The sequence below is a fragment of the Pseudoalteromonas prydzensis genome (assembly GCF_001661495.1).
Classification (GTDB): domain Bacteria; phylum Pseudomonadota; class Gammaproteobacteria; order Enterobacterales; family Alteromonadaceae; genus Pseudoalteromonas; species Pseudoalteromonas prydzensis.
This window is the reverse complement of record NZ_BDDT01000002.1, coordinates 93003-118159: the sequence shown is the minus strand read 5'-3', so window position 1 is coordinate 118159 and position 25157 is coordinate 93003. Positions and strand designations below refer to the sequence as shown.

Here is a 25157-nt window from a genome sequence, read left to right as displayed (position 1 = left end):
TGCCTATTGCTGTGTAAGCAAGCAGTTAGGAAAACTGATCAAACAAGCTATCAGTACTTAACCCTTCATGTTGTAAAATATCTTTTAAGCGGCGCAGTGCTTCAACTTGAATTTGTCTTACTCGCTCACGCGTTAAACCAATTTCACGGCCAACATCTTCAAGCGTTGATGGCTCATAGCCTAATAGACCAAAACGACGCGCTAATACCTCACGTTGTTTCGGGTTCAATTCACCCAACCAGTCAACAATGTGCTTATTAATATCATTGTTTTGTACTTCACCTTCCGGACCAAAGCCTTTTTCATCGGCGATAATATCGAGTAATGCTTTATCATTTTCACCACCAATTGGCGTATCTACAGAGGTGATTTTTTCATTTAATCGCAGCATTTTAGTCACGTCTTCAACGGGTCTATCTAAAGAGGCTGCAATTTCTTCTGCTGTCGGTTCATGGTCAAGCTTTTGGGTTAACTCACGTGCGGTACGTAAATAAACATTAAGCTCTTTTACCACATGGATTGGTAAACGGATTGTGCGCGTTTGATTCATAATGGCACGTTCAATGGTTTGGCGGATCCACCAAGTCGCATAAGTAGAAAATCGAAAACCACGTTCAGGGTCGAATTTTTCAACCGCGCGGATCAAACCTAGGTTACCTTCTTCGATTAAATCTAATAGCGCTAAGCCACGGTTATTATAACGGCGGGCGATTTTTACAACTAAACGGAGGTTACTTTCAATCATGCGTTTGCGGGAGGCACTGCAGCCTTTTAACGCTTTACGGGCAAAAAACACTTCTTCTTCAGCGCTCAATAGCGGTGAAAAACCAATCTCACCTAGATATAGTTGAGTCGCATCTAAATTTTTAGTGATTTCCTCTTTGGCAAATATTTCATCTTCTTTGTCATCATCTTTATCGACGTCATCTAACAATTCAGAAGCAGCATCTTCTACCGCTATATCATCAAACTTATCATCAACCGCGTTTTTCGTCTTCTCGATTTTTGCTGTGTTACCCATGAGCGTACCCTCAAGCAAATAAGTGACCTTATATCACTGTGTTCAATACCCGATAGCTAAGGCAAATACTTCTCGGGATTAACAGCCTGTCCTCGATAACGGATCTCAAAACGCAATGCCGTTACGTCAGAATCTGAACTGCCAATCTCTGCGATTTTTTGCCCAGCTTTCACATCCTGTTTTTCTTTCACTAATAACTTAGAGTTATGTGCGTAAGCACTAAGGTAATCATCATTATGTTTCAAAATGATTAAATTACCGTACCCTCTAAGTGCATTCCCCGCGTATACAACTGTTCCTTGTGCAGCAGCAACTACAGCCACACCTTTTTTATTAGTAATTTGTAACCCTTTATAGCCATTTTCTTTGCTTGAAAACCGCTGTGTTACTGTCCCTTTAGCCGGCCAAGACCAATGTACCTTTCCTGGAATCAAACTGTTGGAATTACTAACTTTTTTACTAGCTTGTTTTTGAACATACTCTCGTTGTTTTGGCTGATCAAGCTCTTTCTTTAATTTTTTGTTATTTTTTTGTGGTTCTTTTGTAGACTTTTTACTCGAATTCGTATATTTTTTCTGCTTTTTTGTTTTTACTGCTGGTTTTTTAAACGAAACCACTTGTCCGGGATGAATAATGTAAGGGGCTGGAATATCATTATTTTTTGCCAACGTGCGAAAATCTTGCTGGGCGCTGAAGGCTATTGAATAGAGCGTATCGCCTTTTTTTACAATATAGCGATCGCCATTAATATTCACTTTGCTAGTGTAGGGTTTAACGCTGGTATTTAAACTACTGACTGGCGCTGGCGCTTGGCGAGAAGAGCAAGCACTGAGCAAAACACTTGTAAATAAAGTAACATAGAAAATGTACTGCTTATTCATAGTGTTTTGCTCCTTGTATTAATAATTGTGGTTTTTAATGCTTAACGCAATAAAAAGTATGCAACCACCACTAAAATCACTAATCCCCAGCCAAGTGCTTCAACGTATTGACGTAATTTTTGCTCCATTTTTACTCCGCCCCATTTCATCAGTGCTGAGACTAAAAAGAAACGCGCGCCGCGACCAACCGCAGAAGCTAACAAAAAAGGTAAAAACGCCATATGTAAAAGCCCTGCACCTATGGTAAACACTTTATAGGGTATGGGGGAAAAGCCCGCTAAAAATACCACCCACACGCCATACTCCTTAAACCAATTTAAGGCAATATTAAACTTTTCTTGCCAGCCCATTTGCGCGATTAGAGGCTCTACTACAGGTTCAAACAACCAAAACCCGAGTAAATAACCCAACACACCGCCAAGCACTGAAGCAACGGTAGCAAATGTAGCAAAACGCCATGCTTTGCTTGGTTGTGCCAGCGACATCGGCGCAAGCATTACATCCGGTGGAATAGGAAAAATAACTGATTCAGCAAAACTCATCCCTGCTAAATAACGCTCTGCGTGGCGATGTTTTGCCCACACTAATGCCATATCATACAACTTAGTAAACAATTTCAAAGTGACTTCCTATTCAATATCGCCAGGCACTAAAGGCACAAACCTAACTGGCGCAATAACATGTTGAGTAAATTTTTCGCCTTCGCGTACAACCATAACCAGTTGTTGGTCTTCATTACCAATTGGCGCAATCATCACCCCCCCATCACTGAGTTGGTCAAGTAATGCCTGCGGTACCTGCGATGCAGCGGCAGTGACAATAATGCCGTCAAATGGTGCTTGCGACTGCCAACCTTGCCAGCCATCGCCATGTTTCATGGAAACATTATAAAGATCAAGGTTATGTAAACGGCGCTTAGCTTGCCATTGTAACGCTTTAATACGTTCCACCGAAAATACTTTTGTAAAGGTTTTAGCCAATATTGCGGTTTGGTAGCCAGAGCCAGTGCCAATTTCGAGTACTTTTTCACGTACCCCAGCTAAACGCAGCAGCTCCGTCATCCGCGCAACAATATAAGGCTGTGAGATTGTTTGCCCTTGGCCGATTGGCAGCGCTGTATTTTGATAAGCTTTGTGTTTAAGCACATCATCTATAAAAAAATGCCGTGGAATATCAGCAATAGCGCTGAGCACCACTTTATCTTCAACACCCTCACGCTCTAATAATTCAGCCAGCGCACGTGCGCTGCGAGTATAATTAGCCAGCACCGTTGATCTCCATTGTTTTCAGCCAATCTCCTACCGCTACTAAACTGTCTTTCGCCGTCATATCAACACTTAACGGGGTAACTGAAGCATAGCCATTATTAATTGCGTAAAAGTCAGTGCCAACACCTGCATCACTTTCAGCCCCCAACACACCGTACCAGTATATATCGCGGCCCCATGGATCTTGTTGTTTTGTCATGGTTTCGGCTTTATGGCGCGCGCCTAACCGGGTAACTTGTACGCCTTTAAGCTCAGATAAAGGAATATCTGGCACATTGATATTGATGATTTGATCTTTTGGTAGCGGATGAGAAGCTAGCTCTTTAATTATGCTTACAGTCACCGCGGCTGCCGTTTCAAAGTGATTGCCTTCTTTAGAACATAACGATACAGCCACTGCGGGCAACCCCAAATGACGACCTTCGGTTGCAGCGGCAACTGTACCAGAGTACAAGGTATCATCACCTAAATTAGCGCCGTGATTAATACCGGCAACCACCAGATCGGGTTTTTCAGTCAGTAATTCATTAACGCCCAAATGCACACAATCAGTTGGAGTGCCATTGACCGAAATAAAGCCATTATCAAGCGTGGTTGCCCGCAGTGGGTTCATTAAGGTTAAGGAATTGCTTGCGCCACTGCAATTGCGATCAGGTGCCACTAAGGTAACCTCAGCAATTTGCGTCAGTGCTTGATACAACACCGCAATCCCTTTTGCATTTACGCCATCGTCATTACTTAGCAGAATCTTCATCTTCAGCGTCCTTTTCTTTATGTACACGGGGGCTGGCATCAGTGTAATCCACCAGCTCACGTAATAATGCCGTAGCAAAGGTACCTTTAGGTAAGCCAAAACTTAATTTAATGGTGGTTTCGTCAATCGTTGCTACGGTTAAATCTTGTGGTATCAAACGCAGCATTCTACGTTCATTTTTAAGCCCTAATTCACCAAGCCCATCACACCACTCTTGATAAGGTGCCAGCCATAATTTTTCTTGTTCGGTGAGACCTTTTTCACTTTTACCCACCAAAGGCGCAGACATCATAATGTCGCCTGAGGCAAGGCGAGCGATATTTTCATCGCTAATTGCATCTTCAAAAAAAGCATTACTGCCACTGAGCATAAACACTTCTCGGTGCATCGTTTTCGCTAGGCCGTGCTCAGCAACACGTAAGTTCACAATTTGATTAAACACATAAGAGCGTGCCGCAGAGATAATTAAACCGCGCAACTTTTTATCGCGAATGCGCTCACCGGCAAACATCCGCTTGGCCATTTCAAGATTATGCCCATCGTGACCAAAGCGTTGCTCACCAAAGTAGTTAGGTACACCGGCACGTACGGCATTAATTCTACAAAGGATATCTAACGGCTGTGTGACATTGCGCAGCGTAATAGTAAATTTATTCCCTTTATGGCAGCCAGTACGTAATTTACGGTTATGGCGCTGCTGGGCAATGATAAAAACCGAGTCACTATTGAGCTCAGTGAAATCAATTTCTTTTTTTATTGGTACCGGCACACTGAACCACTGACTACACACACCGTGGCGGTCTTTCATACCTGCGTAACTTACATCACGCGGTGAGATCCCCGCTTTTTGGGCTAATAACTTAGCAACGTACTGAGTGTTTTCACCTTTTTTTACCACCTGTAAACACACATGTTCACCGCTGCCGGTAAATTCTATGCCTAGGTCTTCATCCACCATAAAATCTTCAGCACTGGTTTTAAAATCCGCTTTAGATAATGGCGCACCGTATAAATAGTTTAACTCACTCATAGTGATTGTTTACTCATGATTACCACGGCATGACTTGAAATACCCTCTTTACGGCCTTCAAAACCGAGCTTTTCGGTGGTGGTGGCTTTGACGTTTACTTGGCTAAGTTCAGCATTTAAATCAGCGGCCAGATTAGTACGCATGGCTTGAATGTGCGGCAACATTTTTGGCGCTTGCGCTACAATCGTCACATCAGCATTGCCCAGCTCATAACCTTGCTGTTTAGCTAAATCAACTACGTGGCGCAGCAAAATACGGCTATCTATATTTTCATATTCACTAGCCGTATCAGGAAAGTGCTTACCAATATCTCCCAGCGCCAAGGCACCTAAAATTGCGTCACATAACGCGTGAATAGCAACATCACCGTCGGAATGTGCTAAAAAGCCTTGCGGGTAAGCAATCTTTTCACCACAAATAGTTAACGGGCCTTCGCCACCAAATTTATGGACATCGAAGCCATGGCCGATTCGAATCATAATGCATTCTCACTGTGTTGTTTTTGGAGTAAAAAGTTGGCTAAATCTAAATCTTCTGGAGTGGTTATTTTAATATTATCACTGCGACCTGCAATTAGCTTAACAGGCTTCTTAGCCCATTCAATTGCTGAGGCTTCATCGGTAATTGTTACCTGTTGAGCGAGCGCACTTTGTAGCGCCTGAGTTAAATCATGGTACTTAAATAATTGCGGAGTCAACGCTTGCCATAAGTCATCTCGTGGCACGGTTTGCTCACTATGTGTGCTACCACGTTTAATGGTGTCTTTGACTTTACAGGCTAAAATGCCACCTTCATTGGCGCTAATACATTCAGTTAGTAAGTGCTCAACATCAGCTAGTGTGACTAATGGCCTTGCGGCATCATGGACTAACACCCAGTCAGGCGGGTTATCTGCCAATGCTAATAAGCCATTAAGAACTGAGTCGGCGCGCTCTTTTCCGCCGCTTGCTCGCACAATGCGTTGATCGATAAACACTAAAGAATCAAAGTAGGGATCATCATCACTAACCGCCACAATAATACTGGTTGCTTGCTTTAACTGCGCTAACTTAGCCAGCGTATGCTCAAGAATAGTTTTGCCTGCCAAACGTATATATTGCTTTGGGGCGGAGTGTTGCATTCGACTTCCCACGCCAGCGGCAGGGACTATTACTGCAAGTGTATAATTAGTTTTCATTGAGTTGTTGCCCAGGTAAAACACGAATAAATGTTTCGCCGGGTTTGATCATCCCTAATTCATTACGGGCACGCTCTTCTACCCCTTCTTGGCCAAGCTTTAAATCTTCAATGTCGGCTTTAAGTACTTTATTTCGTTTAAGTAGCTGAGCGTTGGTATCCTGATGAGAAGTAACAGCGGCTTTTAAACGACTATAATCTTGTACTCCATTGTGGCCAAACCATAATCGGTATTGTACAAATAACGCTAAACACAGCAGCGTGAGTTGAAACAGTCGCATTAAACACTCCTTGGTTTTACTCTACCAGTACAAATTTATAATGCGCTTAAGGCAACTGGTATTATATTTTTTTAACTCGAACATGGGGGCGCTTTAAATTACGCCAATTGATATTACCTGCTAACAGCATTTCTCTCAGTGATAATGTTCGCGGTGTGATACGTTTGTCAAAAGACCATTGATGACCACAACATGCAGCGGCCATTGTTGCTTTTGTAGGCTTTAATAACACCACCGATTGCCCCTCAAGAGGCTGCCCTTGGTCATCAAACCAACCATGCTCATTACAATGAAGTTTATTGTCGCTTACTTGGTCGATGCTGTCTATTGCAACACGGGTTTGATTTGCGCGATTAAGTAAAAGCGGCACAATTAAACCCAGCTTTTTATGTGTTTGATAAAAATCATCATTACTTTTTTCGTTAGGAGGCTGTAGCTTTTGCTTATCGAGCCAACTGCCATTATGGGGATCTAACTGAAAAGGAACCTGACCATTAACCACCGCGGCTGCCGCACGTTCAATATAAAAAGGAAGGCTTTTTAATCGTTTACGCAGGCGTTGCTCATTAGGTTCAGCGACTAACAAAGCAATTTCTCGCGCATAAAAGGCATTACACAGCTGCGTGTACAGCACACGCTGCGCATCAGATTGCCAAATATCGACTTGTTGAAAAGGGTCGCTTGCAGCCAACGATTATACTCAAAAACATCTAGTTGCTTGTTTTATAGCACAGTATTGACTGCTTTTTAAGCTCTGCAATTTACCTAAATAACGTTCAAGTTACTTAACGTCAGCCTTTGTGCCTAATTTTGCATCGCCAGTTGCTAAAAATTGCACTACTTCATTACGTTTTTTGCCAAGCAACAAACTGCCATCGGCTAAAAACATAAAGTTCTGCCAATTGCGTTTAAACACATCAAAACTGGTTTCGATGATGTTGTCACGAGCCATACAAAAATACACCGTAGTGTTAGCTTGCCAATCAAGATGAGCTAAAATCTCTGTAGGCAACTGCTCTGCACCTTCTTCCCAGGCAGCTTCCCATGTAATAGTTTGCGAGAAATTGTCGTCATTGCCACACCAATCTGTTTTTTCAAAAAAATCAGGGTGATCATGCTCTCGGCTCACCATAGTGCTCCATAAAACTGCGGCACGCTCATGGCTCATAGGTTTAATTAAAGTAAGGTCTTGGTCTGTTACTGGCGCATCTTGATGGCGAAAAACCCACGCTTTTTTGTAATCATCTAACGAAATATAGTTCATAGTATTGGCAAATTAGTTAGCATTAAAAGTGCAAAGATAAATTATACAAGAGATCAAAACATGACTACAGCAATAAAACCACATACCCTCAAATCAGGCATATACCAACACTACAAAGGGCCTAAATACAAAGTGCTTTATGTTGCCACCCACAGTGAAACCGAAGAACAATTGGTGATTTACCAAGCCTTATATGGTGAGTTTGGCATGTGGGCACGACCACTGAGTATGTTTAGCGAAACCGTCGAGAAAGATGGCCAAATTATTGCTCGCTTTGCATACCTTGGAGAGGTTGAATAACTATGGCATGATAGTCATATTGTTTACTGCTCAGACCAGATAAGGTATTTACGTGCAATTTAATTCTACAGATAACTACATCGCAAGTTCAGCGTTAAAACAAGCGGTGAATGCGGCGATATTGCTGGAAAAGCCATTATTAATTAAAGGCGAGCCTGGTACGGGTAAAACCATGCTGGCTGAGGAGCTGGCTAAAAGCTTAGATACTACGCTTATTCAATGGCATATCAAATCAACCACCAAAGCCCAGCAAGGCTTATACGAATACGATGCAGTATCGCGTTTGCGCGACAGCCAATTGGGTGATGAGCGCGTGCATGATATTGGCAACTACATAGTAAAAGGCAAGCTTTGGCAGGCATTTATCTACGGCGAGGAGCATAATAAGCGCCCAGTATTATTGATTGATGAAATTGATAAAGCCGATATCGAATTCCCGAACGACTTGCTATTAGAGCTTGATAAAATGGAGTTTCATGTTTATGAAACCGGCGAGCGCATTGTCGCCAAACAGCGCCCTATTGTGATCATCACCTCTAATAACGAAAAAGAATTGCCCGATGCATTCTTACGCCGTTGTTTTTTCCATTATATTGACTTTCCATCTACCGATGAAATGCAGCAAATTATTGATGTGCATCACCCTCACGTTAAGCAAGATTTAGTACGCCAAGCGCTGGAAGTATTTTTTAATCTACGTGAAATCAACGGCATTAAGAAAAAGCCTTCCACCAGCGAACTACTCGATTGGCTTAAATTATTAATGGCTGAAGACATCGATGCAAAAACGCTGCACGATAAAACTCAAAAAGGCGGTTTAATGCCAATGTTTGGCGCGCTTTTAAAAAATGAGCAAGATATCAGCCTGATTGAAAAACTTGCCTTTATGAGCCGCCGCTAAGATGTTGATTGCGTTTTTCTTCAAATTACGTGAATACCGTTTACCTGTCAGTTTGCGTGAGCTGCTTGATTTGATCAACGCGCTAAAACAAGGTGCGGTTTTTGCTGATGTTGACGGGTTTTACTATTTAGCCCGCACTATCATGGTAAAAGACGAAACCCATTTTGACCGTTTTGATAAAGCCTTTGCCGATTACTTTAGTGGCATTGCCGATCTCGACTTACTCGAGAGCCTAAAACAACAACATGACTTACCTCATGATTGGCTACGCAAAGAGTTTGAAAAGCATCTATCGGATGAAGAAAAAGCCCAACTTAAAGCTATGGGCGGCCTTGATGAGTTAATGAAAACCCTCAAACAGCGCCTAGAAGAGCAACAAAAACGCCACGCTGGCGGCAATAAATGGGTGGGCACGGGTGGTACATCACCATTTGGCGCGTATGGCTATAACCCTGAGGGCGTAAGGATTGGTCAAGACGGCAACCGCAATCGCCAAGCAGTAAAAGTATGGGATAAACGCGAATATAAAAACTTAGACTCTGATCGAGAAATTGGCTCGCGCACCATAAAACTCGCCCTTAAAAAACTGCGCAAGTTTGCTCGCACTGGCGCCAGTGACACCCTCGATTTAAACGAAACTATTCGCGCAACCGCCAAACAAGGCGGCATGCTGGATGTAAAAATGGCACCAGAGCGCCACAACGCGGTAAAAGTATTGATGTTGTTTGATATTGGCGGCTCAATGGATGATTACATCCACACCTGTGAAGAATTGTTTAGCGCCGCGCATAGCGAGTTTAAACATTTGGAATTTTACTACTTTCATAACTGTTTATACGAGCATGTTTGGCAAGATAATCAGCGCCGCCATAGCAATGTGATCGACACTATGACGCTGATCAACAAATTCACTAGTGACTATAAGGTCATTTTTGTAGGCGACGCCACTATGGGCCCGTATGAAATTGCCTATGCCGGCGGCTCAGTGGAACACTACAACGAAGAGCCGGGAAGTGTATGGCTTAATCGCATCACCAATCACTTTGATAAAGTCGCGTGGCTCAACCCACAGCCCGTTGAACACTGGCGTTACTATCAATCAATTGATTTTATAAAGCAGTTGATGGATAACCGCATGTACCCGCTAAGTTTGGATGGCATAAGTAATGCGATTAAAGAGCTAACATAGGTGCTAGGTTATAGGGGCTAGGAAAACGAACTCTACAACTCAGCTATATGATTCAAAGTCTCAGGGTGGCGCTGTACCAGTTTTAATAAAGTAACAGCTTGACCATTAGGTGCGCTGCGCCCTTGTTCCCAGTTTTCAAGGGTTCTTGCTGAGGTATGTAATAAGTTTGCAAATACGCCGCGCGACATATTAAATGCTTCGCGAATATTGATTATTTCATCGGGTGAAATGGCGAGATCACTCGCGTCACTCACAGTATGAGTGCGTAAGGTTAGCTTACCTTGCGAATGTGCTTAAATATACGCAACTAACGTACACTTATCAAGCAACCTTGCTATCTATCGTCACTATGTCGCGATATAAAACCTGCGACCAATTCGTAGGCGCGGGTTTACCCCGTGCAATTAAAATTTTTTCACAAAGAGGTTATGAGGCGCTGCGCTTTTAGAGAAGTAATTGTAAAAATAGGGCGCCGGTAGTGGCTAGGTGCTGGGGTGTATTCGGAGCTCGTTGCTCGAAACCCGTGGCATTTTTCTTCTCATTTAGTCTCATTCACTTTTCCTTGTGCAAAAAAGTCTTTAAGTGACGAGGTAAACTCGCTACATGGATGGCTAGAAGTGAATACAAAAAAGCGCGGGATCTCTCCCGCGCTTCATTTTTTTGCTTTAGTAATTTTGGTAATTACTTAGCCTGCTGTTTGCTCGTCACGGCTGTGTTTTTTGTCGCCTTTTTTGTGACCTTTTTTACGCATGTGCTTTTTAATTTCTTGGTACTTTTCACGTTGTTCAGCATTTAATACTTGCCATACTTGATGTTGAGTTTTTAGGTTAATTAAGCCAAATTGCTCGCCTTTGGTTTGGCGCTGCGCTAATAACTCTTTTGCTGCGGCTTCATCAAAGGTTGGCATATCTAATAATGCTTGCATTTGTGCTTTATGTGCAGCACGCGCTTGCTTCATCGCGTCTTTGTCAGTACCACGAAGCGCTTTAAATTGGGCTTTTTGCTCAGCGAAAATGCTTTTTAACTGGGTTTGCTGTTGCTCAGTTAAATCTAATTTTTTAACGCCGCGCTCAGAGAGTAAAAAACGTGCTTGTTTATGTTCAAAAGAATGAGCTGGTTTGTGCTGCATGCCTTCTTTTGCCATTACAGCGCCAGTGCCTAAAGTTGCTGTCGCTAATCCACAAATTAATACTAGTTTAGAAACTTTACTTGAAATAGTCATAATAATTACCTTTGGTTGGTTGCGAACTTACTGTGTGTTCAGTTGTTATGTTCACTATAACCAACCAAGTGCAAAGCAACGCAAAGCAATGTAAAGGTTGTGTAAAGGTTCACTTTTAGGCCCGTTAAGGCGTAAAATGAAGTTATTCCAGCGTAGTTAAGGTGAGTAAATGAAACTATTAATGATTGATGATGATACCGGTTTATGTGAGTTACTTTCTGAGTACTTAACTGCGCAAGGGTTTCAAATTGAATGTGTACACGATGGCGAGCAAGGTTTAAAGCAAGCGCTTGAGCATGATTATGCACTCATATTATTAGATGTGATGCTACCAAAGCTCGATGGCTTTGAAGTGCTTAAACAGCTTAGGCAAAAAAAGTTAACGCCGGTGATTATGCTAACTGCTAAAGGTGAAGACTTTGACCGTATTTTTGGCCTTGAACTAGGGGCTGATGACTACATTCCAAAACCTTTCAACCACCGGGAGTTACTGGCGCGGGTTAAAGCCATTACGCGTCGTATTGAGCATATTACCAGTTTAACCAACAACAGCTCTAATAAGCTCAGCGTTAATAATATCATTATTAATTTAGCCGCTCGCGAGGCATCGGTTGATGAACACCCATTAAGCCTAACAGGTACCGAATATGAAGTATTGGCCTTATTAGTTAAACATGCGGGTGAAGTGGTCAGTAAAGAGCAAATAAGTGAAGAGGTGCTCGGCAGACGCTTGGCTTCTTTTGATCGCTCTATTGATATGCATGTTAGTAATATTCGTAAAAAAATTGCCGAATTTAATAGCGCCGAACGAATTAAAACCATGCGAGGAACGGGCTATGTCTTTATCCAAGGAGAATAGCAAAACGCATTTTGCTTGGCTTAAGCACCCGAAACACTTTTTATTTTTTAAAATTTTTCTGTGGTTTTGGCTGACGGTGATAGGCACGATAACCGCCTTGGTATTTCTAAGTAATATTGCCACTAATCAAGTTAGCAATGAAGATTTACATGGCCCAATGCTAAAAAATTTACAATACACAGCAAAAGGTATTGAGCGTACGGTAGTAAAGCACAATAAAGCCGTTGCAGATATTTTAATGCATCCGCGTTTAGCAAAGCGCAAACTGCTGTATTTAAATTCAGATCAGCCTGAGCATTCAATAACTAGCCGCACGCCTCCCAATGAAATTGATTTAAGTTTAATTAATTTCACTAAAAATATGACGCCGCAAATTATTTTTACTGAGTATTACCAAGCATTCGGGCCAATTAAAATAGACCTTCCTGAAGGTACCTTTTACTTATACGAAGTCGACGAAAATCACCAAACGCCATTTTTCGTGCGACTAAGACTCATGCCGATTTGGTTGAAAGTATTGATAGCACTACTTGCATCGCTAACATTAAGTTTTATATTTAGTCGTAACCTAATTGCGCCAATCAATCACTTAAAACAAGCGGCTGTTAAACTCGCTAATGGCGATTTAACCGCGCGTGCTGACATTGACCCAAACCGACAAGATGAACTGGGCGTACTTGGCCGTGACTTTAATAGTATGGCAACTCAGTTAGAGCAATTGATCAGTGCACAAAAACGTTTACTAGCAGACATTTCCCATGAATTACGCTCCCCGTTAACACGCTTAAAAATGGCTACTGGCCTTGCGCAAATGCAAACGCCAGAAGCTAACCAAACCTATTTATTACGAATCGAAAAAGAAGCGAATCAGCTCGATAAAATGATAGCTGATGTGCTGCAAGTATCTCGCTTGGAAGCAAACAGCCAAACCCTATCATTGCATCAGCAGTCTTTGCAGGTGATCATAGATCATGTGTTAAATGATGCCCAATTTGAGGCTAAGCAAACTAATAAGCAATTGCTTGTAGAAGGTCAGCTTAATATTGATATTCGTTGTGATGAGAGTTTAATTGCCAGTGCGCTAGAAAATGTATTACGCAATGCAATAAAATATGCGGCAAATACAATTACCTTGTCGCTGAGTTTAAGCGATGCAATTTATATAGAGATCAGCGATGATGGCCCGGGTGTTGAACCACAAAATTTAACTAAGCTATGCGAGCCGTTTTTTCGTCAATCTGATGCACGAGATAGAACCAGTGGCGGTACCGGACTTGGTTTAGCCATTGCTAAAAATGCCATTGCCGCGCATGCTGGCAGTTTAACACTGCATAATAGTCAACCAAACGGGCTGTGCGTGCGTATTGCACTGCCATTGGGTCAACAATAATAATGGACACCATGTTTTACAGTACAGAGCAAAACTTACTTGCCCAACAACCTGAGATATCAACGTTTTTTAAACACAGCGTGTACAAAGATCAACTCACAACGGATAACGGCAAGTTACATTACGCATATGTTGTTCCTGAGCAGGCTAAAGCCGCTGTGGTAATTTGTTCAGGGCGGATTGAAGGGTTAGACAAATACCAAGAACTCATTTGGGAGTTACAGCAAAACAACTATGCGGTTTTTATTATTGATCACCAAGGGCAAGGCCGCTCCTATCGCGCGTTAGCCAACCGCCATAAAGGGTATGTAAATAAATTTAGTGATTATGCTGACGATTTCGCTTTATTTGATCAGCAAATAGTCTGCAAGCACTTTCAAGGTAAAAAAATAATACTCGGCCATTCAATGGGTGGCGCGATTGCGTTTGATTTCCTCACCCGCTTTGAACATGACTACAGTGGGGTATTTTTATCGGCCCCAATGTTTGATTTTTACACCAAAGGCACCCCAAAACCACTGGCTAAATTTGCCGCACGAACAGCATGCTTATTGGGCTTTAATAAATTTTACGCATTTGGCCAAACAGATTACTTAGCGCCCGCCTTTGTAGACAATGAGCTAACCAGTAGTGAGGTCCGCTATCAATTATTTAGGCAAACCTATCAAACCGATAGCGTACTGCAATTGGGCGGGGTGACTTATGGTTGGTTAAATGCAGCGTTTGGCTTTATGGCGACCTTTGAGCAACAACAGTTATCGATTCCACTTTTTATCGCCAGTGCTGAAAACGATACAGTTGTTGATAACCAAGCCCAAGTTGAGCTGGTACATCGCCAAAACAATGCAGTTTTACAGACTTTTGCTGGTGCAAAACACGAGCTGTTGTTTGAACAAGACTCCATTCGCCAAGCTGTACTTAGCCGTTTTTATCAGTTTTGTGATTCACTGAGTTGAGCACTTGTTTGACTCAGTGACATGGGATCTTGGTGGATCAAAATATCCATTTCGCAATTAAACTCTTGTTGGATCATTGCTACAACTTCATCAGCAACGTAATGAGCACGGATCAAAGGTAGTTGGTCTTCAAGCTCTAAATGCATTTGAATAAACTTAACTTTACCGCCTTGTCGCGTACGCACATCATGGACACCAAAAACATCCTTATGACTGTTGGCAATTAATACGATGCTGGCTTTTTCTTCATCTGGAAGCTCTTTGTCCATTAGATGATCGGCGCTTTGTCTAGCTATGTCCCAGCTGTTATAAAGTAAATAACCAGCCACGCCAATTGCAAAAATAGGATCCGCGTAAAGCATGCCATTTTGGGCTAGTAATATGGCAACTAACACGGCAGCATTTAAAATTAAGTCACCTTTATAATGTACTGAGTCAGCTTTAATCGCGATAGACTCGGTATGCTTTATCACTTTGGTTTGTACATAAACCACCACCAGCGTACAAGCAATGGCAAAAATACTCACCCATACACCCAGCATAGAATGATTTAATACCACCGGATTAAATATTCGTTCAATGCCATGAAACGCTAATAAACAACCAGAGCCGGCAATAAAGGCAGCTTGCCCTAACCCCGCTAACGCTTCAGCTTTGCCATGGCCAAAGCGGTGATCGTCATCCGCGGGGCGCAGTGCATACCCTAGCACCATAAAGCTCATTGCTGAGGCGGTAATATCCATCAACGAGTCGGTGAGTGAGCCAAGCATTGATGCAGAGCCAGACGCAAGCCATGCCCAACATTTAGCCGCAATCATCAAGCTCACCATTACCATGGTAACAATACTGGCGGTTTTCACCCAAAATTCATAACTACGCTGATGCACGCTGTTGCCTATGTTTTAAACTGTTTGATTAAAATGAGTATATCATTTTTTTTATTTATTTCGTGTATACTCTCGAACGTCAAAATGTAGATCACCAATAAGGCTCGTTATGCTTGATATCGTTTTATACCAACCTGAAATTCCTCCTAACACAGGCAATATTATTCGTTTGTGCGCAAATACAGGTTTCGCCTTGCACCTAATCGAACCGTTGGGCTTTGAGTGGGATGATAAGCGCGTAAAAAGAGCAGGCCTTGATTACCATGAATTTAGCCATGTGCAACGCCATGCCTCATTTGCAGCATACCTGGAAAAGTGTCAGCCTAAAAAAGTCTACGCGTGTACCACTAAGGGCAGCCAATTCCATCATCAAGTAAGTTATGAAGCAGGTGATTGTTTAGTATTTGGCCCTGAAACTCGTGGCCTACCAGATGATTTAATTCAATCACTACCGAATGAACAACGCGTGCGTATTCCAATGCAAGCTAACAGTAGAAGCATGAACTTATCCAATGCAGTGGCAGTGTTTGTTTATGAATCATGGCGGCAATTAGGCTTTCCTAACGCCCAGTAAAGCACACAAATAAAGCGCCTAAATCGTTAGGCGCTTAAGCCTGTAAGTTCAGTTACCCGCAATACAATAAATTTCACTTTCACCGATTCGCATTTTATCTATTCCTGCACTACTCTAAATACGTTCTTTTTAAACTTATTCAATGGATTGCAATGCGGTTTATGCTTAAAACATGCTGCCTTATCAGCCTGTTATTTATTGTTAATGTAAACGCGAGTGTGGCTGAATTAAACGCCAACGAGCTTTCTATACCCGCGATTAATGACTTTGCTCAAAGCCCGAGTAACGCGTATTGGCTCGCAACGGAGAAAGGCTTATTTAACTACGATTCAGCGCACCTTTTTAGTAGCAAAACACCACCCTTTTCGTTATTTGCAACGCGTGAAATTTTACAGGTGGCCACCTATAAATCGTGGTTATTAATTAATACTGAGCAAGGCTTAAGCTTAATAAATTTAATAAACAATCAGCTAATTAAACTAACTGATACCCCGTTAAGGCAACAAATATTTAGCACTGTTCACGGTTTTTATTTTCTACACTTAGGGCAAATTTACACAATAAAAGACGAAAAGTTGCATTCTGTATTCGCTTTTTCTGAGCAAATCGTCGAGCTTAAATTAGGTTTTAATAACAGCCTATGGCTGCATTCAGGCAGTGATTTAGCGAGTCGCTTTGATATTGCCAGTAATACGATTATATCCCAGATCACAGCCCCGACAGAGATTAGCCAACTAAGCCCAAGCCAAACATCAACAGCACTGCTGATCACCACCAGTAATAAGCAACACTATCTATTCAATAACACCCCCTCATTAACACCAATAAAGCTCGACCACACTAATATTCAACAACTAAACTTCTTTCAAGAACAACTTTATTACTTATATAATAATCAAGCTTATAAATATGATTTAACAACCAAAAACAGCAAGCCTTTATTTTATAATTCCCCAGCTCGTTTTTTATCGATGAAACAAAATAATGAGCAATTATGGTTGCAAACGACCACTAAAAGTTGGTTAAAGCTTCCTGCAATGCAAATTATTGCAACGCCAATCACCAATAGCCCTGCCCCCAGAATACAGCAATACTTTAAAATGCTGGCGCAAATAAATAGTTATACTGAGGATAAAAAAGTACTCAATATTAATTATTTACGCGATGATAAGTGGGCGGTAACCACCGCTGGCGGATTGTATTTATACAGTGCCCGTAACCAAACGTTTGATTTATTGCTGCAAGAACCAATAAGCACACTGCATTTCACAGCTCCCACAACTTTATGGGTAGCGAGCAAAACACAATTAATCAATTATGATTTTGCAACCCAACAACAAAATTTCACACTGTCAATTAGCAACATTAACACTTTTACAAATCTCAGTGATGAGCAGTATCTAGCAAGTGATGGTCAGCAGTTGTATTACATTAACAAGCAACAAGTCACAGTATTAGCACTGCAAGCTGAGCCTCTTGGTGAGATCAGAGATATTTATTATCAACGTCATTCATCGAGGTTGTGGCTTGCGACTACTAATGGTTTATGGCAAACACCTGAAACGTTTGCACAAACAACAAGCATACATTTTAATAAAGTCAGTATGTTTGACACTTCAGCCATTTACAGAGCCCCGCTAAATGCACTATGGATAATCGACTCTCAAGCAATCAAACTCTACAAGCCAAGTGCAAATATATGGGTTGAAAATGCCACCCACAGTATGGCCGCAAATATTGATGATTCAATTCGTCACGAGCAATTGCCTGAAGCACAATTTACCGTAAGCTACCGTGACAAAATAATGCTGTTTGCAGATAACAGCAGTACGCTATTAGAAGTACACCCCACGCAAGTAATACCTCAAAATAATTTATTTTCAGTCAGTCATCTAACCTTGCATTATCAAGAAAGTGACCAACACTATTACCACTTAGCAACCAATGCCGTGAATGCGCAACAACCACTGCAAGGCATCTCTGTATGGTTCAGCAGTAATAGTGATTTACCGATGCGGCTGTCTTATCGGCTCGATCCTAATGGGCTTTGGCTGCCGCTACCAAGTTCGCAATCTATGTTGTCACTGGCGAGTAATAAAAACAATATTTACCTCGAAGTTAAAAACCTTAACCAAGTAAGTAGCGAGCCGTTAGTCGTAATGATTAAACACACTGCATTTAGCTTTCCCAACTGGTTCAACTATTTGATTTTAACCGTTGTGTTTATGCTGTTACTGCTGCTAATTATTTATAAATTAAAAAGTGCGGCTAAGCACAATTTAGCTAACGCACTCATGGCGCAATCAAAAGATGCGATTTGGATTGCCAATGAGCATTTTCAAATAACAAATATAAACCAAGCATTTACAACAATTTGTGGATTCACTTTAGCTGATGTTGTAGGTAAAAAACCTAAAGCGTTAACTGTAAATGGTCGCGATAAAAAACTAGAAAGCCTCATCCATAATGATTTGGAAACCGATGGCTATTGGTCTGGGGAAATTTGGAATTTACGAAAAGACGGTCAACCTTATGCATTAGATCTGTCGATCACCAAAGTAAAAACGCCTAACTTGCGCAACAGTAGTGCGCATTATATTGGTTTATTTTCAGACGTAACCGCACGCAAAAACAATGAACGTGCCATGTTAAAGCTAACCACCCGAGATGCTGTTACTGGGCTTTCTAATCGTACTATCTTTATTGAGTCAGTTAATAAAGCAATAAACAGCTGTAATAACAACTTTCCTGATCTGCTCATTATTTTTATCGATTTAGATAACTTCAATAAAATCAATGAATCTCTTGGTCATGCAATTGGTGATGAATTACTAAAAGAAGTGGCTGGTAGGCTATCTCGCAACCTTGACTCTGGCTATACACTCGCCCGCTTAGGCGGCGATGAATTTGCAGTGCTAGTGCCGCCTTATCTATATTCTGGAATGACCATCTTTTTCGCTAAAAAGCTTGCCGACAATATCCTTAAACAGTTTCAAACACCCTTTATGCTTGATGGCATAGAGAGCTTTATTTCAGCCTGTTGTGGCATTGCCGTCTACCCAGAAAACGGCTACAGCAGTGAGGCATTGATGCGCAGCGCCAATAGCGCGCTAAACCACGCAAAGAAAATGGGTCATAACAACTACCAGTTTTTTGATAAGTCTAAACACACCATAGATTCAAATGAACTCAGTAAAGAAAGTGCGCTGTTCAGGGCTATCGAAAACCAAGATTTCGAATTATTTTACCAAGTAAAATATAACGCAGATAAAAATCAGATTCATGGGTTTGAGGCATTAGTACGATGGCCGCAAGCTGATGGCAGTATTATTAGACCCGCTGAATTTATTCCTCTGGCGGAGCAAAATGGCGCCATCATTCCTCTCACACTACTGTTAATGAAGCAGTTATTTAAACAGCTCGAATTATGGCGAAATGAACGGGTTAGTTTTGGCAAAGTGGCAATTAATATTTCTGCCCTGCACTTTCAGCAAAATAGTTTAATAGAAACGCTTACCGAATGTTTAACCGACTATGATGTACCAGCGCGCTGTGTAGAGCTGGAAATCACTGAAAGTGCTATGATGGATAACCCCGAATTTGCCCAGCAGCAAATGAGCCGCTTAAAAGCACTTGGTTTTACCATTGCGTTAGATGACTTTGGCACTGGGCATTCATCACTTGGTTATTTAAAGCGTTTTCCTATCGATACATTAAAAATAGATCGCTCTTTTATTAAAGACATCATTGATAGTGAGCAGGACCGAAATATAACCGCAACGATTATCCGCCTGGCGAAATACTTAAAAATAGAGGTGGTTGCAGAAGGCGTTGAAACGAAAGAGCAGGCTTACATGCTGCATGTAATGGGTTGTAATACCATGCAAGGTTATTATTATAGCCGCCCGCTTCATGCTGATAAAGTCGCAACTTTTATTGAAGAAAATAACCAGAAAAAACAATCTAGCTTGGGCAATGACTAAACTTTAGTTGTTGCCAGCGTAATGAGTGACACAACGCTGACAACGATACTGAGTACAAAGGTTACTCTGACTTTTGCTCGCGACCTAATAACGCCATCGCCGCTTCTTTTACGTCTTTATTTTCATAAAGTACCTGATAGATTTGCTCGGTGATCGGCATTTCAATGCCAGTGCGTTGTGCAAGTAAATAAACTTCTTTGGTGTTGCGGTAACCTTCTACCACTTGACCAATTGATTCAATCGCCCGTTCAACCCCTTCACCTTTGCCAAGGGCTAAACCAAAGCGACGGTTACGAGACTGATTGTCTGTACAGGTGAGTATCAAGTCGCCAAGACCAGCCATGCCCATAAAGGTTTCAGATTTCGCGCCCAGAGCACAACCTAAACGACACAACTCAGCTAAACCACGGGTGATCAACGCTGTTCTAGCATTAGCACCAAAACCAAAGCCATCAGACATACCTGCACCAATCGCAATTACATTTTTAACCGCACCACCGAGCTGTATGCCAATAAAATCATTATTGTTATAAACCCGAAATGAACGGCCGCAATGCAGTAGATCGGCAAGCTGTTTTGCAAAAGCGGTTGATGTTGATGATACAGAAATAGCCGTAGGTAAACCCATTGCCATTTCTTTGGCGAAGGTAGGACCCGAAACCACAGCCAATGGCACGTCATCACCGAGTTCTTGTTGCGCAACTTCTTGCAGTAATCTGCCCGTATCTGGTTCTAAGCCTTTAGTCGCCCACGCCACTTGCGCACCATCAAGTAATGAAGGCTTAATTTGCTGTAGCGTATTGCCAAATGCATGACTCGGTACCACGACCAAAATAACCTGGCTTGCAGTTACTGCAGTATGTAAGTCGGCTTCAAGATGTAAAGTGTCAGGGAAAGTGACGTCTGGTAGGTAACGTTGATTTTTCCGCTCAGCTGCAAGCGTGGCAACGTCATCGCTATTGCGCCCCCAAAGTGTCACTTGGTGACCGTTTCGGGCTAAACAAATAGCAAGGGCGGTGCCATAAGACCCCGCCCCTAATACTGTAACAGCTGAATTGGCTGTATTCATCGATTATGCGTCTGCAGTTGCCTGTTCAGCTTGCGCTGCACGTTGCTGCATGTATTGCGCGAATAACGCGTCAAAGTTTACAGGTGCAAGGTTAAGCTGTGGGAACGTACCACGATTAACTAAGTTAGATACCGCTTCACGTGCATATGGGAATAACACGTTAGGGCAGAATGCGCCTAGCATATGTGCAAGTTGTACTTCTTCAATTTCAGCGATAGTGAAAATACCCGCTTGTTGAATTTCACATAAGAATGCAGTTTCTTCACCGATTGATGCTGTTACTGTCAATGCTAAAACAACTTCAAACACACCTTCGTCTAATTTGTTTGAACGTGTATCAAGGTCAAGCTTAACTTCTGGTGTCCATTCTTTTTGGAAAATAGCAGGTGAATTAGGCGTTTCAAAAGACACGTCTTTTGTATAAATACGTTGAATAGTAAATTGTGCGCCAGTTTCTTGTTGTGCTGCTACGTTCTGATTTTCTTCGTTCATGATAATTCCTAACTTTTAATCGTTTTTATAATAAATGTTTAAGCGTTTAACTTTGCGTCAAGCTTGCCTTGGGCTTCAATCGCCATCATGTCGTCACAACCGCCAATATGCTCATCATTAATAAAGATTTGCGGTACTGTGCTCGCGCCACCTGCTTTGGCGATCATTTCATCGCGAAGTTCAGGCTGTACACCGATATCTATATTCTTAAATTGCACACCTTTGCTGGTTAGCAATGCCAATGCTCGTTGGCAAAAAGGACAATACGCTTTGGTGTAAAGAACAACATTACTCATAACAATTCCTCTAGCGGCCTAACTAAGTTAATTAGCGACCTGTTGTCGTTGGTAGACCGGCACTTTGCCATGCCCCCATTCCGCCAGACAATACATACACTGATTCAAAACCAGCTTTATGCATGGCAGTTGCGATACCAGAAGCAGTCATGCCTGTGGTGCATACCAATATAATGGGTTTACTCTTAGACTTTTCAAGGCTTGAAAAGTCAGATTGTTTGGCTTTTTCAGGGCTAAGGTGCTCTGCGCCTGCAATACGGCCATTATTAAATTCTTTTTGGGCACGTATATCTACAACAAGACCGTCTTCACGGTTAATTAATAACGTTAGTTGTTGCGGGTTTATTTGACGAATTGCTGAAAACTTACTTTTAAACCAACCGCCGACAATGAGTGCAACCAAAGCAACCCACGCTAAACTTAATATCGGATGATTACCGACAAATTCAATATATTGATCCATGCGTCTTCCACTATGAAAATTGTCCCGCGCCTTTAGCGCTGGGGTTAAACGTAAGGGCAATGCCCTAGCCACGCAAGTATACGTGCTTGATTAGAAATTACCAGAGAGTGAAATATTTTAATATGCAGCTTTGATTGCTGATCATAACTACAAAACACGGTATGCTTAGCTGAAACAGGAGCTAATTTTCAGGAACCAAAATGACACAACATAAAAAACCTCTCGTATTAATGATTTTAGATGGTTGGGGATACCGTGAAGATGCACAAAGTAATGCAATTTTAGCGGCTAATACCCCTGTTTTAGATGAACTTTGGGCAACTCGCCCGCATACCCTAATTTCTGGCTCGGGTTTAGATGTTGGCCTTCCTGATGGGCAAATGGGTAACTCAGAAGTTGGCCACGTCAATCTAGGCGCAGGTCGTGTGGTTTATCAAGACTTTACCCGTATCACTAAAGCAATCGACGATGGTGAGTTTGACCATAACCCAGTGTTAGTTGAAAACATAGATAAAGCAGTAAATGCCGGTAAAGCTGTTCACTTAATGGGTTTACTAAGCCCAGGCGGCGTACACAGCCATGAAGATCATATTCTAGCTGCAATCGAATTAGCAGCAGCTCGCGGCGCAAAAGAAGTGTACTTTCATGCCTTCTTAGATGGCCGAGATACCCCACCTCGCAGTGCAAAGGCGTCGATTGAACGTGTTGAAGCCCTGTTCAGTAAATTAAATTGTGGTCGTCTTGCTTCAATCATTGGTCGTTACTATGCAATGGACCGCGATAATCGCTGGAACCGTGTTGAACAAGCCTATGATCTAATGGTAAGTGGTATTGCACAACATAATTATACTAACGCAGTCGATGCATTAGCTGGCGCTTATGAACGTGATGAAAACGATGAATTCGTTGCAGCCACCACAATCGCGGCACCAGACCAAGAGCCGGTACAAATTAATGATGGCGACACCGTTATTTTCTTAAACTTTAGAGCCGACCGTGCCCGTGAAATGACCCGCGCATTTGTTGATAAAGACTTCGACGGCTTTGCTAAAAAGAAAGCACCAACATTAAGTGCTTTTGTTATGTTGACCGAATACGCCGCAGACATCGACGCTCCAGCCGCTTTCGCCACCGTCCCTTTAACTAATGTTTTAGGCGAATGGTTTGAAAAACACAATAAAACACAACTACGTATTTCTGAAACCGAAAAATACGCACACGTGACGTTTTTCTTCAGCGGCGGCCGTGAAAATGAATTTGAAGGTGAAACGCGCGAGTTGATCCCATCACCACAAGTGGCTACATACGACCTACAGCCTGAAATGAACTCAGAAATGCTCACCGATAAACTTGTTGAAGCTATAAAAAGCGGCAAGTACGACGCAATTATTTGTAACTACCCTAATGGCGATATGGTTGGCCACTCAGGCGTATTTGAAGCCGCAGTAAAAGCCTGTGAAGCGGTTGATCATTGTATTGGTCGTGTTGTTGCTGCCTTACAAGAATTTGGCGGTGAAGCATTAATTACAGCGGATCATGGTAATGCCGAGCAAATGGCAAACCTTAAAACTGGTCAAGCGCATACAGCTCATACTAGTGAACCGGTACCATTTATTTATGTTGGCCGTGATGCAACCCCAAGTGAAGGTAAAGCCTTAAGCGACGTTGCACCTACCATGCTACACCTAATGGGTATGGAACAACCAAGCGAAATGACCGGCACACCGATCATGACTTTGAAATAAACTATGCGTAGATGCGTTAAACATTTAGTTGTTAGTACGTTAATTATGTCTTCATTGGTGGCAGCTTCGGCTGTCGCTAATGAAGACCGTACTAAAAAAGACCTCAGTGAAATTCAAAGTGCGTTAAAGCAAAGCCAAGCCGAATTGGCAGCTCAACGTAAAGACATCGCTAAATCACAAAAAAGCCTTAAGCAGCATGAACTTGATATTGCGAAAAATGCCAAAGCACTGAATATTGCAGAGCAGTCAATTCGCGATACCGAAAAACAACAAAAGCAGCAACAGCAACAAGCCGATAAGCTTGAAAAAGAACGCCAAGAGCAACAACAAGCCCTTGCCGCACAAATAAAAAGTGCTTACATGTCCGGTGGGCATGACTATTCAAAAATGCTGTTGAATCAAGAAAATACAGCACAAGTTGAGCGAACATTAAGCTATTACAATTACCTTAACAAAGCACGTATTGAACAAATTGAAGAATTAAAAGCGTTACTGCTGGAAATCGAAGCGGTGCAAGCTGAACTTGAAAAAACCAAGCTTCATTTAGTTGCCCTACATAAAGAGCAAGCCAATCGCCAGCAAGCACTAATAGCTGCACAGCAGCAACGTAAAGCAAATATTAGTGAGCTAAAAACCAAACTTAGCTCAACTAAAAACTCTATTGATTACCTAAAAGAGAATGAAAAAACCTTAGTCACAACCCTGCAAGAACTTGAAAAAGAGAAAACGCAAAAGGTTGAACTACTCGGCTTAGCAAGCAGTAAAGGAAAGTTAGACTGGCCAACAAAAGGCAAAATAGAACACAGCTTCGGACAGCGAAAACACGGCGGCATTGACTGGAAAGGCGTATTAATCGGCGCACGAGAAGGCAGTAACGTACAAAGTGTTCACAATGGCCAAGTGGTCTTTGCTGATTGGTTAAAAGGCTATGGTTGGGTGATTGTACTTGATCATGGTGACGGCTTTATGAGTTTATACGGTCATACCCAAACCCTGTTAAAAGACGTGGGCGATATGGTTCGTCAAGGCGATATAATCGCTTTAGTTGGACAAAGCGGCGGACAAGCAAATTCTGGTCTATACTTTGAAATACGCCACAAAGGACGCGCAGTAAATCCTGTAAAATGGTGCAGACGCATTTAAGTGATTAAACAGC

General features: G+C 42.1%; 27 protein-coding genes and 1 pseudogene. 10 read left to right on the top strand and 18 right to left on the bottom strand.

Annotation, left to right across the window (positions count from 1 at the left end):
* Nucleotides 1-25: 25 nt before the first annotated feature.
* The 11 genes from rpoS to A7968_RS04885 all read right to left on the bottom strand — a co-directional run bounded on the left by rpoS (nt 26) and on the right by A7968_RS04885 (nt 7675).
* Nucleotides 26-1021: an RNA polymerase sigma factor RpoS gene (gene rpoS, locus A7968_RS04935; protein ID WP_064665478.1), complete on the bottom strand. Its 996-nt coding sequence runs from the start codon at nt 1019-1021 to the stop codon at nt 26-28.
* 56 nt (nt 1022-1077) lie between these two features.
* Nucleotides 1078-1902: a peptidoglycan DD-metalloendopeptidase family protein gene (locus tag A7968_RS04930; RefSeq protein ID WP_064665477.1), complete on the bottom strand. Its 825-nt coding sequence runs from the start codon at nt 1900-1902 to the stop codon at nt 1078-1080.
* 41 nt (nt 1903-1943) lie between these two features.
* A complete protein-coding gene (locus A7968_RS04925) occupies nt 1944-2522 on the bottom strand; it encodes a YqaA family protein (protein WP_064665476.1) in 579 nt (192 codons plus the stop codon).
* A 9-nt stretch (nt 2523-2531) separates the two neighbouring features.
* On the bottom strand, nt 2532-3170 hold the full coding sequence (locus A7968_RS04920) for a protein-L-isoaspartate(D-aspartate) O-methyltransferase (RefSeq protein ID WP_064665475.1): 639 nt from the start codon (nt 3168-3170) through the stop codon (nt 2532-2534).
* Complete coding sequence (surE, locus tag A7968_RS04915; protein WP_064665474.1) at nt 3160-3924, bottom strand: 5'/3'-nucleotidase SurE; 765 nt, start codon at nt 3922-3924, stop codon at nt 3160-3162. Before surE ends, A7968_RS04920 begins: the two co-directional genes overlap by 11 nt.
* The gene (gene truD, locus A7968_RS04910; RefSeq protein WP_064665473.1) at nt 3905-4954 is read right to left on the bottom strand and encodes a tRNA pseudouridine(13) synthase TruD; all 1050 of its coding nucleotides are present in this window, start codon (nt 4952-4954) and stop codon (nt 3905-3907) included. The genes surE and truD overlap by 20 nt, the downstream gene beginning before the upstream one ends.
* Entirely contained in the window at nt 4951-5433 is a 483-nt protein-coding gene (gene ispF / locus A7968_RS04905; protein WP_064665472.1) for a 2-C-methyl-D-erythritol 2,4-cyclodiphosphate synthase, read from the bottom strand. The genes truD and ispF overlap by 4 nt, the downstream gene beginning before the upstream one ends.
* Nucleotides 5430-6131, bottom strand: coding sequence for a 2-C-methyl-D-erythritol 4-phosphate cytidylyltransferase (gene ispD, locus A7968_RS04900; protein ID WP_064665471.1), 702 nt, complete (start codon nt 6129-6131; stop codon nt 5430-5432). The genes ispF and ispD overlap by 4 nt, the downstream gene beginning before the upstream one ends.
* The gene (gene ftsB / locus A7968_RS04895) at nt 6121-6411 is read right to left on the bottom strand and encodes a cell division protein FtsB (protein ID WP_064665470.1); all 291 of its coding nucleotides are present in this window, start codon (nt 6409-6411) and stop codon (nt 6121-6123) included. The genes ispD and ftsB overlap by 11 nt, the downstream gene beginning before the upstream one ends.
* 61 nt (nt 6412-6472) lie before the next feature.
* Nucleotides 6473-7102, bottom strand: coding sequence for a hypothetical protein (locus A7968_RS04890; RefSeq protein WP_064665469.1), 630 nt, complete (start codon nt 7100-7102; stop codon nt 6473-6475).
* A gap of 90 nt (nt 7103-7192) precedes the next feature.
* Nucleotides 7193-7675, bottom strand: coding sequence for a DUF2947 domain-containing protein (locus A7968_RS04885; RefSeq protein ID WP_064665468.1), 483 nt, complete (start codon nt 7673-7675; stop codon nt 7193-7195).
* 60 nt (nt 7676-7735) lie between these two features.
* Here A7968_RS04885 and A7968_RS04880 point away from each other — a divergent pair, with 60 nt between their 5' ends.
* Genes A7968_RS04880 through A7968_RS04870 form a run of 3 tightly spaced genes read left to right on the top strand, consistent with a single transcriptional unit; the run spans nt 7736 to nt 10065 of the window.
* Nucleotides 7736-7975, top strand: a complete 240-nt coding sequence (locus A7968_RS04880) for a DUF1653 domain-containing protein (RefSeq protein WP_064665467.1) — start codon at nt 7736-7738, stop codon at nt 7973-7975.
* Between the two features lie 52 nt (nt 7976-8027).
* Nucleotides 8028-8876 carry an AAA family ATPase gene (locus tag A7968_RS04875; RefSeq protein ID WP_064665466.1) on the top strand — a complete coding sequence of 283 codons (849 nt, stop codon included), beginning with the start codon at nt 8028-8030 and terminating at the stop codon, nt 8874-8876.
* 1 nt (nt 8877) lies between these two features.
* Nucleotides 8878-10065, top strand: coding sequence for a vWA domain-containing protein (locus tag A7968_RS04870; protein WP_064665465.1), 1188 nt, complete (start codon nt 8878-8880; stop codon nt 10063-10065).
* Between the two features lie 32 nt (nt 10066-10097).
* Here A7968_RS04870 and A7968_RS04865 read toward each other — a convergent pair.
* Together A7968_RS04865 and A7968_RS04860 are read right to left on the bottom strand one after the other, a co-directional pair.
* Nucleotides 10098-10355 (bottom strand): annotated as a pseudogene (locus tag A7968_RS04865) (helix-turn-helix domain-containing protein); the annotation flags it as partial.
* A 395-nt stretch (nt 10356-10750) separates the two neighbouring features.
* The gene (locus A7968_RS04860; RefSeq protein ID WP_064665464.1) at nt 10751-11287 is read right to left on the bottom strand and encodes a Spy/CpxP family protein refolding chaperone; all 537 of its coding nucleotides are present in this window, start codon (nt 11285-11287) and stop codon (nt 10751-10753) included.
* A 169-nt stretch (nt 11288-11456) separates the two neighbouring features.
* Here A7968_RS04860 and A7968_RS04855 point away from each other — a divergent pair, with 169 nt between their 5' ends.
* The 3 genes from A7968_RS04855 to A7968_RS04845 are packed head-to-tail and all read left to right on the top strand — an operon-like array spanning nt 11457 to nt 14492.
* Nucleotides 11457-12146, top strand: a complete 690-nt coding sequence (locus A7968_RS04855) for a response regulator (protein ID WP_064665463.1) — start codon at nt 11457-11459, stop codon at nt 12144-12146.
* Nucleotides 12124-13536 (top strand): ATP-binding protein, encoded by a 1413-nt coding sequence (locus A7968_RS04850; RefSeq protein ID WP_064665462.1) that lies wholly within the window; start codon nt 12124-12126, stop codon nt 13534-13536. The genes A7968_RS04855 and A7968_RS04850 overlap by 23 nt, the downstream gene beginning before the upstream one ends.
* Nucleotides 13537-13547: 11 nt before the next feature.
* Nucleotides 13548-14492, top strand: a complete 945-nt coding sequence (locus A7968_RS04845; protein ID WP_064665906.1) for an alpha/beta fold hydrolase — start codon at nt 13548-13550, stop codon at nt 14490-14492.
* On the opposite strand, the gene A7968_RS04840 is transcribed toward A7968_RS04845, so the two are convergent.
* Entirely contained in the window at nt 14468-15379 is a 912-nt protein-coding gene (locus tag A7968_RS04840) for a cation diffusion facilitator family transporter (protein WP_084448039.1), read from the bottom strand. The genes A7968_RS04845 and A7968_RS04840 overlap by 25 nt on opposite strands.
* Nucleotides 15380-15488: 109 nt before the next feature.
* Here A7968_RS04840 and trmL point away from each other — a divergent pair, with 109 nt between their 5' ends.
* Together trmL and A7968_RS04830 are read left to right on the top strand one after the other, a co-directional pair.
* Entirely contained in the window at nt 15489-15953 is a 465-nt protein-coding gene (gene trmL, locus A7968_RS04835; protein ID WP_064665461.1) for a tRNA (uridine(34)/cytosine(34)/5-carboxymethylaminomethyluridine(34)-2'-O)-methyltransferase TrmL, read from the top strand.
* A gap of 218 nt (nt 15954-16171) precedes the next feature.
* The gene (locus tag A7968_RS04830; protein ID WP_167542954.1) at nt 16172-19936 is read left to right on the top strand and encodes a putative bifunctional diguanylate cyclase/phosphodiesterase; all 3765 of its coding nucleotides are present in this window, start codon (nt 16172-16174) and stop codon (nt 19934-19936) included.
* A 61-nt stretch (nt 19937-19997) separates the two neighbouring features.
* Here A7968_RS04830 and gpsA read toward each other — a convergent pair whose 3' ends face one another.
* From gpsA to A7968_RS04810, 4 genes are read right to left on the bottom strand one after another with little or no spacing between them, the layout of a single operon-like run.
* Complete coding sequence (gene gpsA / locus A7968_RS04825; RefSeq protein ID WP_064665459.1) at nt 19998-21005, bottom strand: NAD(P)H-dependent glycerol-3-phosphate dehydrogenase; 1008 nt, start codon at nt 21003-21005, stop codon at nt 19998-20000.
* 3 nt (nt 21006-21008) lie between these two features.
* Complete coding sequence (secB, locus tag A7968_RS04820; protein ID WP_064665458.1) at nt 21009-21497, bottom strand: protein-export chaperone SecB; 489 nt, start codon at nt 21495-21497, stop codon at nt 21009-21011.
* A gap of 38 nt (nt 21498-21535) precedes the next feature.
* Complete coding sequence (gene grxC, locus A7968_RS04815) at nt 21536-21793, bottom strand: glutaredoxin 3 (protein ID WP_064665457.1); 258 nt, start codon at nt 21791-21793, stop codon at nt 21536-21538.
* A 31-nt stretch (nt 21794-21824) separates the two neighbouring features.
* Nucleotides 21825-22256: a rhodanese-like domain-containing protein gene (locus A7968_RS04810; protein WP_064665456.1), complete on the bottom strand. Its 432-nt coding sequence runs from the start codon at nt 22254-22256 to the stop codon at nt 21825-21827.
* A 200-nt stretch (nt 22257-22456) separates the two neighbouring features.
* On the opposite strand from A7968_RS04810, the gene gpmM reads away from it, so the two are divergent.
* Complete coding sequence (gpmM, locus tag A7968_RS04805; protein WP_064665455.1) at nt 22457-24001, top strand: 2,3-bisphosphoglycerate-independent phosphoglycerate mutase; 1545 nt, start codon at nt 22457-22459, stop codon at nt 23999-24001.
* 3 nt (nt 24002-24004) lie between these two features.
* Nucleotides 24005-25144 carry a murein hydrolase activator EnvC family protein gene (locus A7968_RS04800; protein WP_064665454.1) on the top strand — a complete coding sequence of 380 codons (1140 nt, stop codon included), beginning with the start codon at nt 24005-24007 and terminating at the stop codon, nt 25142-25144.
* Nucleotides 25145-25157: the final 13 nt, after the last annotated feature.

Coding starts and splice junctions, on each gene's coding strand:
- rpoS (WP_064665478.1), bottom strand. CDS start 1,021: ATGGGTAACACAGCAAAAATCGAGAAGACGAAAAACGCGGTTGATGAT.
- A7968_RS04930 (WP_064665477.1), bottom strand. CDS start 1,902: ATGAATAAGCAGTACATTTTCTATGTTACTTTATTTACAAGTGTTTTG.
- surE (WP_064665474.1), bottom strand. CDS start 3,924: ATGAAGATTCTGCTAAGTAATGACGATGGCGTAAATGCAAAAGGGATT.
- truD (WP_064665473.1), bottom strand. CDS start 4,954: ATGAGTGAGTTAAACTATTTATACGGTGCGCCATTATCTAAAGCGGAT.
- ispF (WP_064665472.1), bottom strand. CDS start 5,433: ATGATTCGAATCGGCCATGGCTTCGATGTCCATAAATTTGGTGGCGAA.
- ispD (WP_064665471.1), bottom strand. CDS start 6,131: ATGAAAACTAATTATACACTTGCAGTAATAGTCCCTGCCGCTGGCGTG.
- ftsB (WP_064665470.1), bottom strand. CDS start 6,411: ATGCGACTGTTTCAACTCACGCTGCTGTGTTTAGCGTTATTTGTACAA.
- A7968_RS04885 (WP_064665468.1), bottom strand. CDS start 7,675: ATGAACTATATTTCGTTAGATGATTACAAAAAAGCGTGGGTTTTTCGC.
- A7968_RS04880 (WP_064665467.1), top strand. CDS start 7,736: ATGACTACAGCAATAAAACCACATACCCTCAAATCAGGCATATACCAA.
- A7968_RS04870 (WP_064665465.1), top strand. CDS start 8,878: ATGTTGATTGCGTTTTTCTTCAAATTACGTGAATACCGTTTACCTGTC.
- A7968_RS04860 (WP_064665464.1), bottom strand. CDS start 11,287: ATGACTATTTCAAGTAAAGTTTCTAAACTAGTATTAATTTGTGGATTA.
- A7968_RS04855 (WP_064665463.1), top strand. CDS start 11,457: ATGAAACTATTAATGATTGATGATGATACCGGTTTATGTGAGTTACTT.
- A7968_RS04850 (WP_064665462.1), top strand. CDS start 12,124: ATGTCTTTATCCAAGGAGAATAGCAAAACGCATTTTGCTTGGCTTAAG.
- A7968_RS04845 (WP_064665906.1), top strand. CDS start 13,548: ATGTTTTACAGTACAGAGCAAAACTTACTTGCCCAACAACCTGAGATA.
- trmL (WP_064665461.1), top strand. CDS start 15,489: ATGCTTGATATCGTTTTATACCAACCTGAAATTCCTCCTAACACAGGC.
- gpsA (WP_064665459.1), bottom strand. CDS start 21,005: ATGAATACAGCCAATTCAGCTGTTACAGTATTAGGGGCGGGGTCTTAT.
- secB (WP_064665458.1), bottom strand. CDS start 21,497: ATGAACGAAGAAAATCAGAACGTAGCAGCACAACAAGAAACTGGCGCA.
- grxC (WP_064665457.1), bottom strand. CDS start 21,793: ATGAGTAATGTTGTTCTTTACACCAAAGCGTATTGTCCTTTTTGCCAA.
- A7968_RS04810 (WP_064665456.1), bottom strand. CDS start 22,256: ATGGATCAATATATTGAATTTGTCGGTAATCATCCGATATTAAGTTTA.
- gpmM (WP_064665455.1), top strand. CDS start 22,457: ATGACACAACATAAAAAACCTCTCGTATTAATGATTTTAGATGGTTGG.
- A7968_RS04800 (WP_064665454.1), top strand. CDS start 24,005: ATGCGTAGATGCGTTAAACATTTAGTTGTTAGTACGTTAATTATGTCT.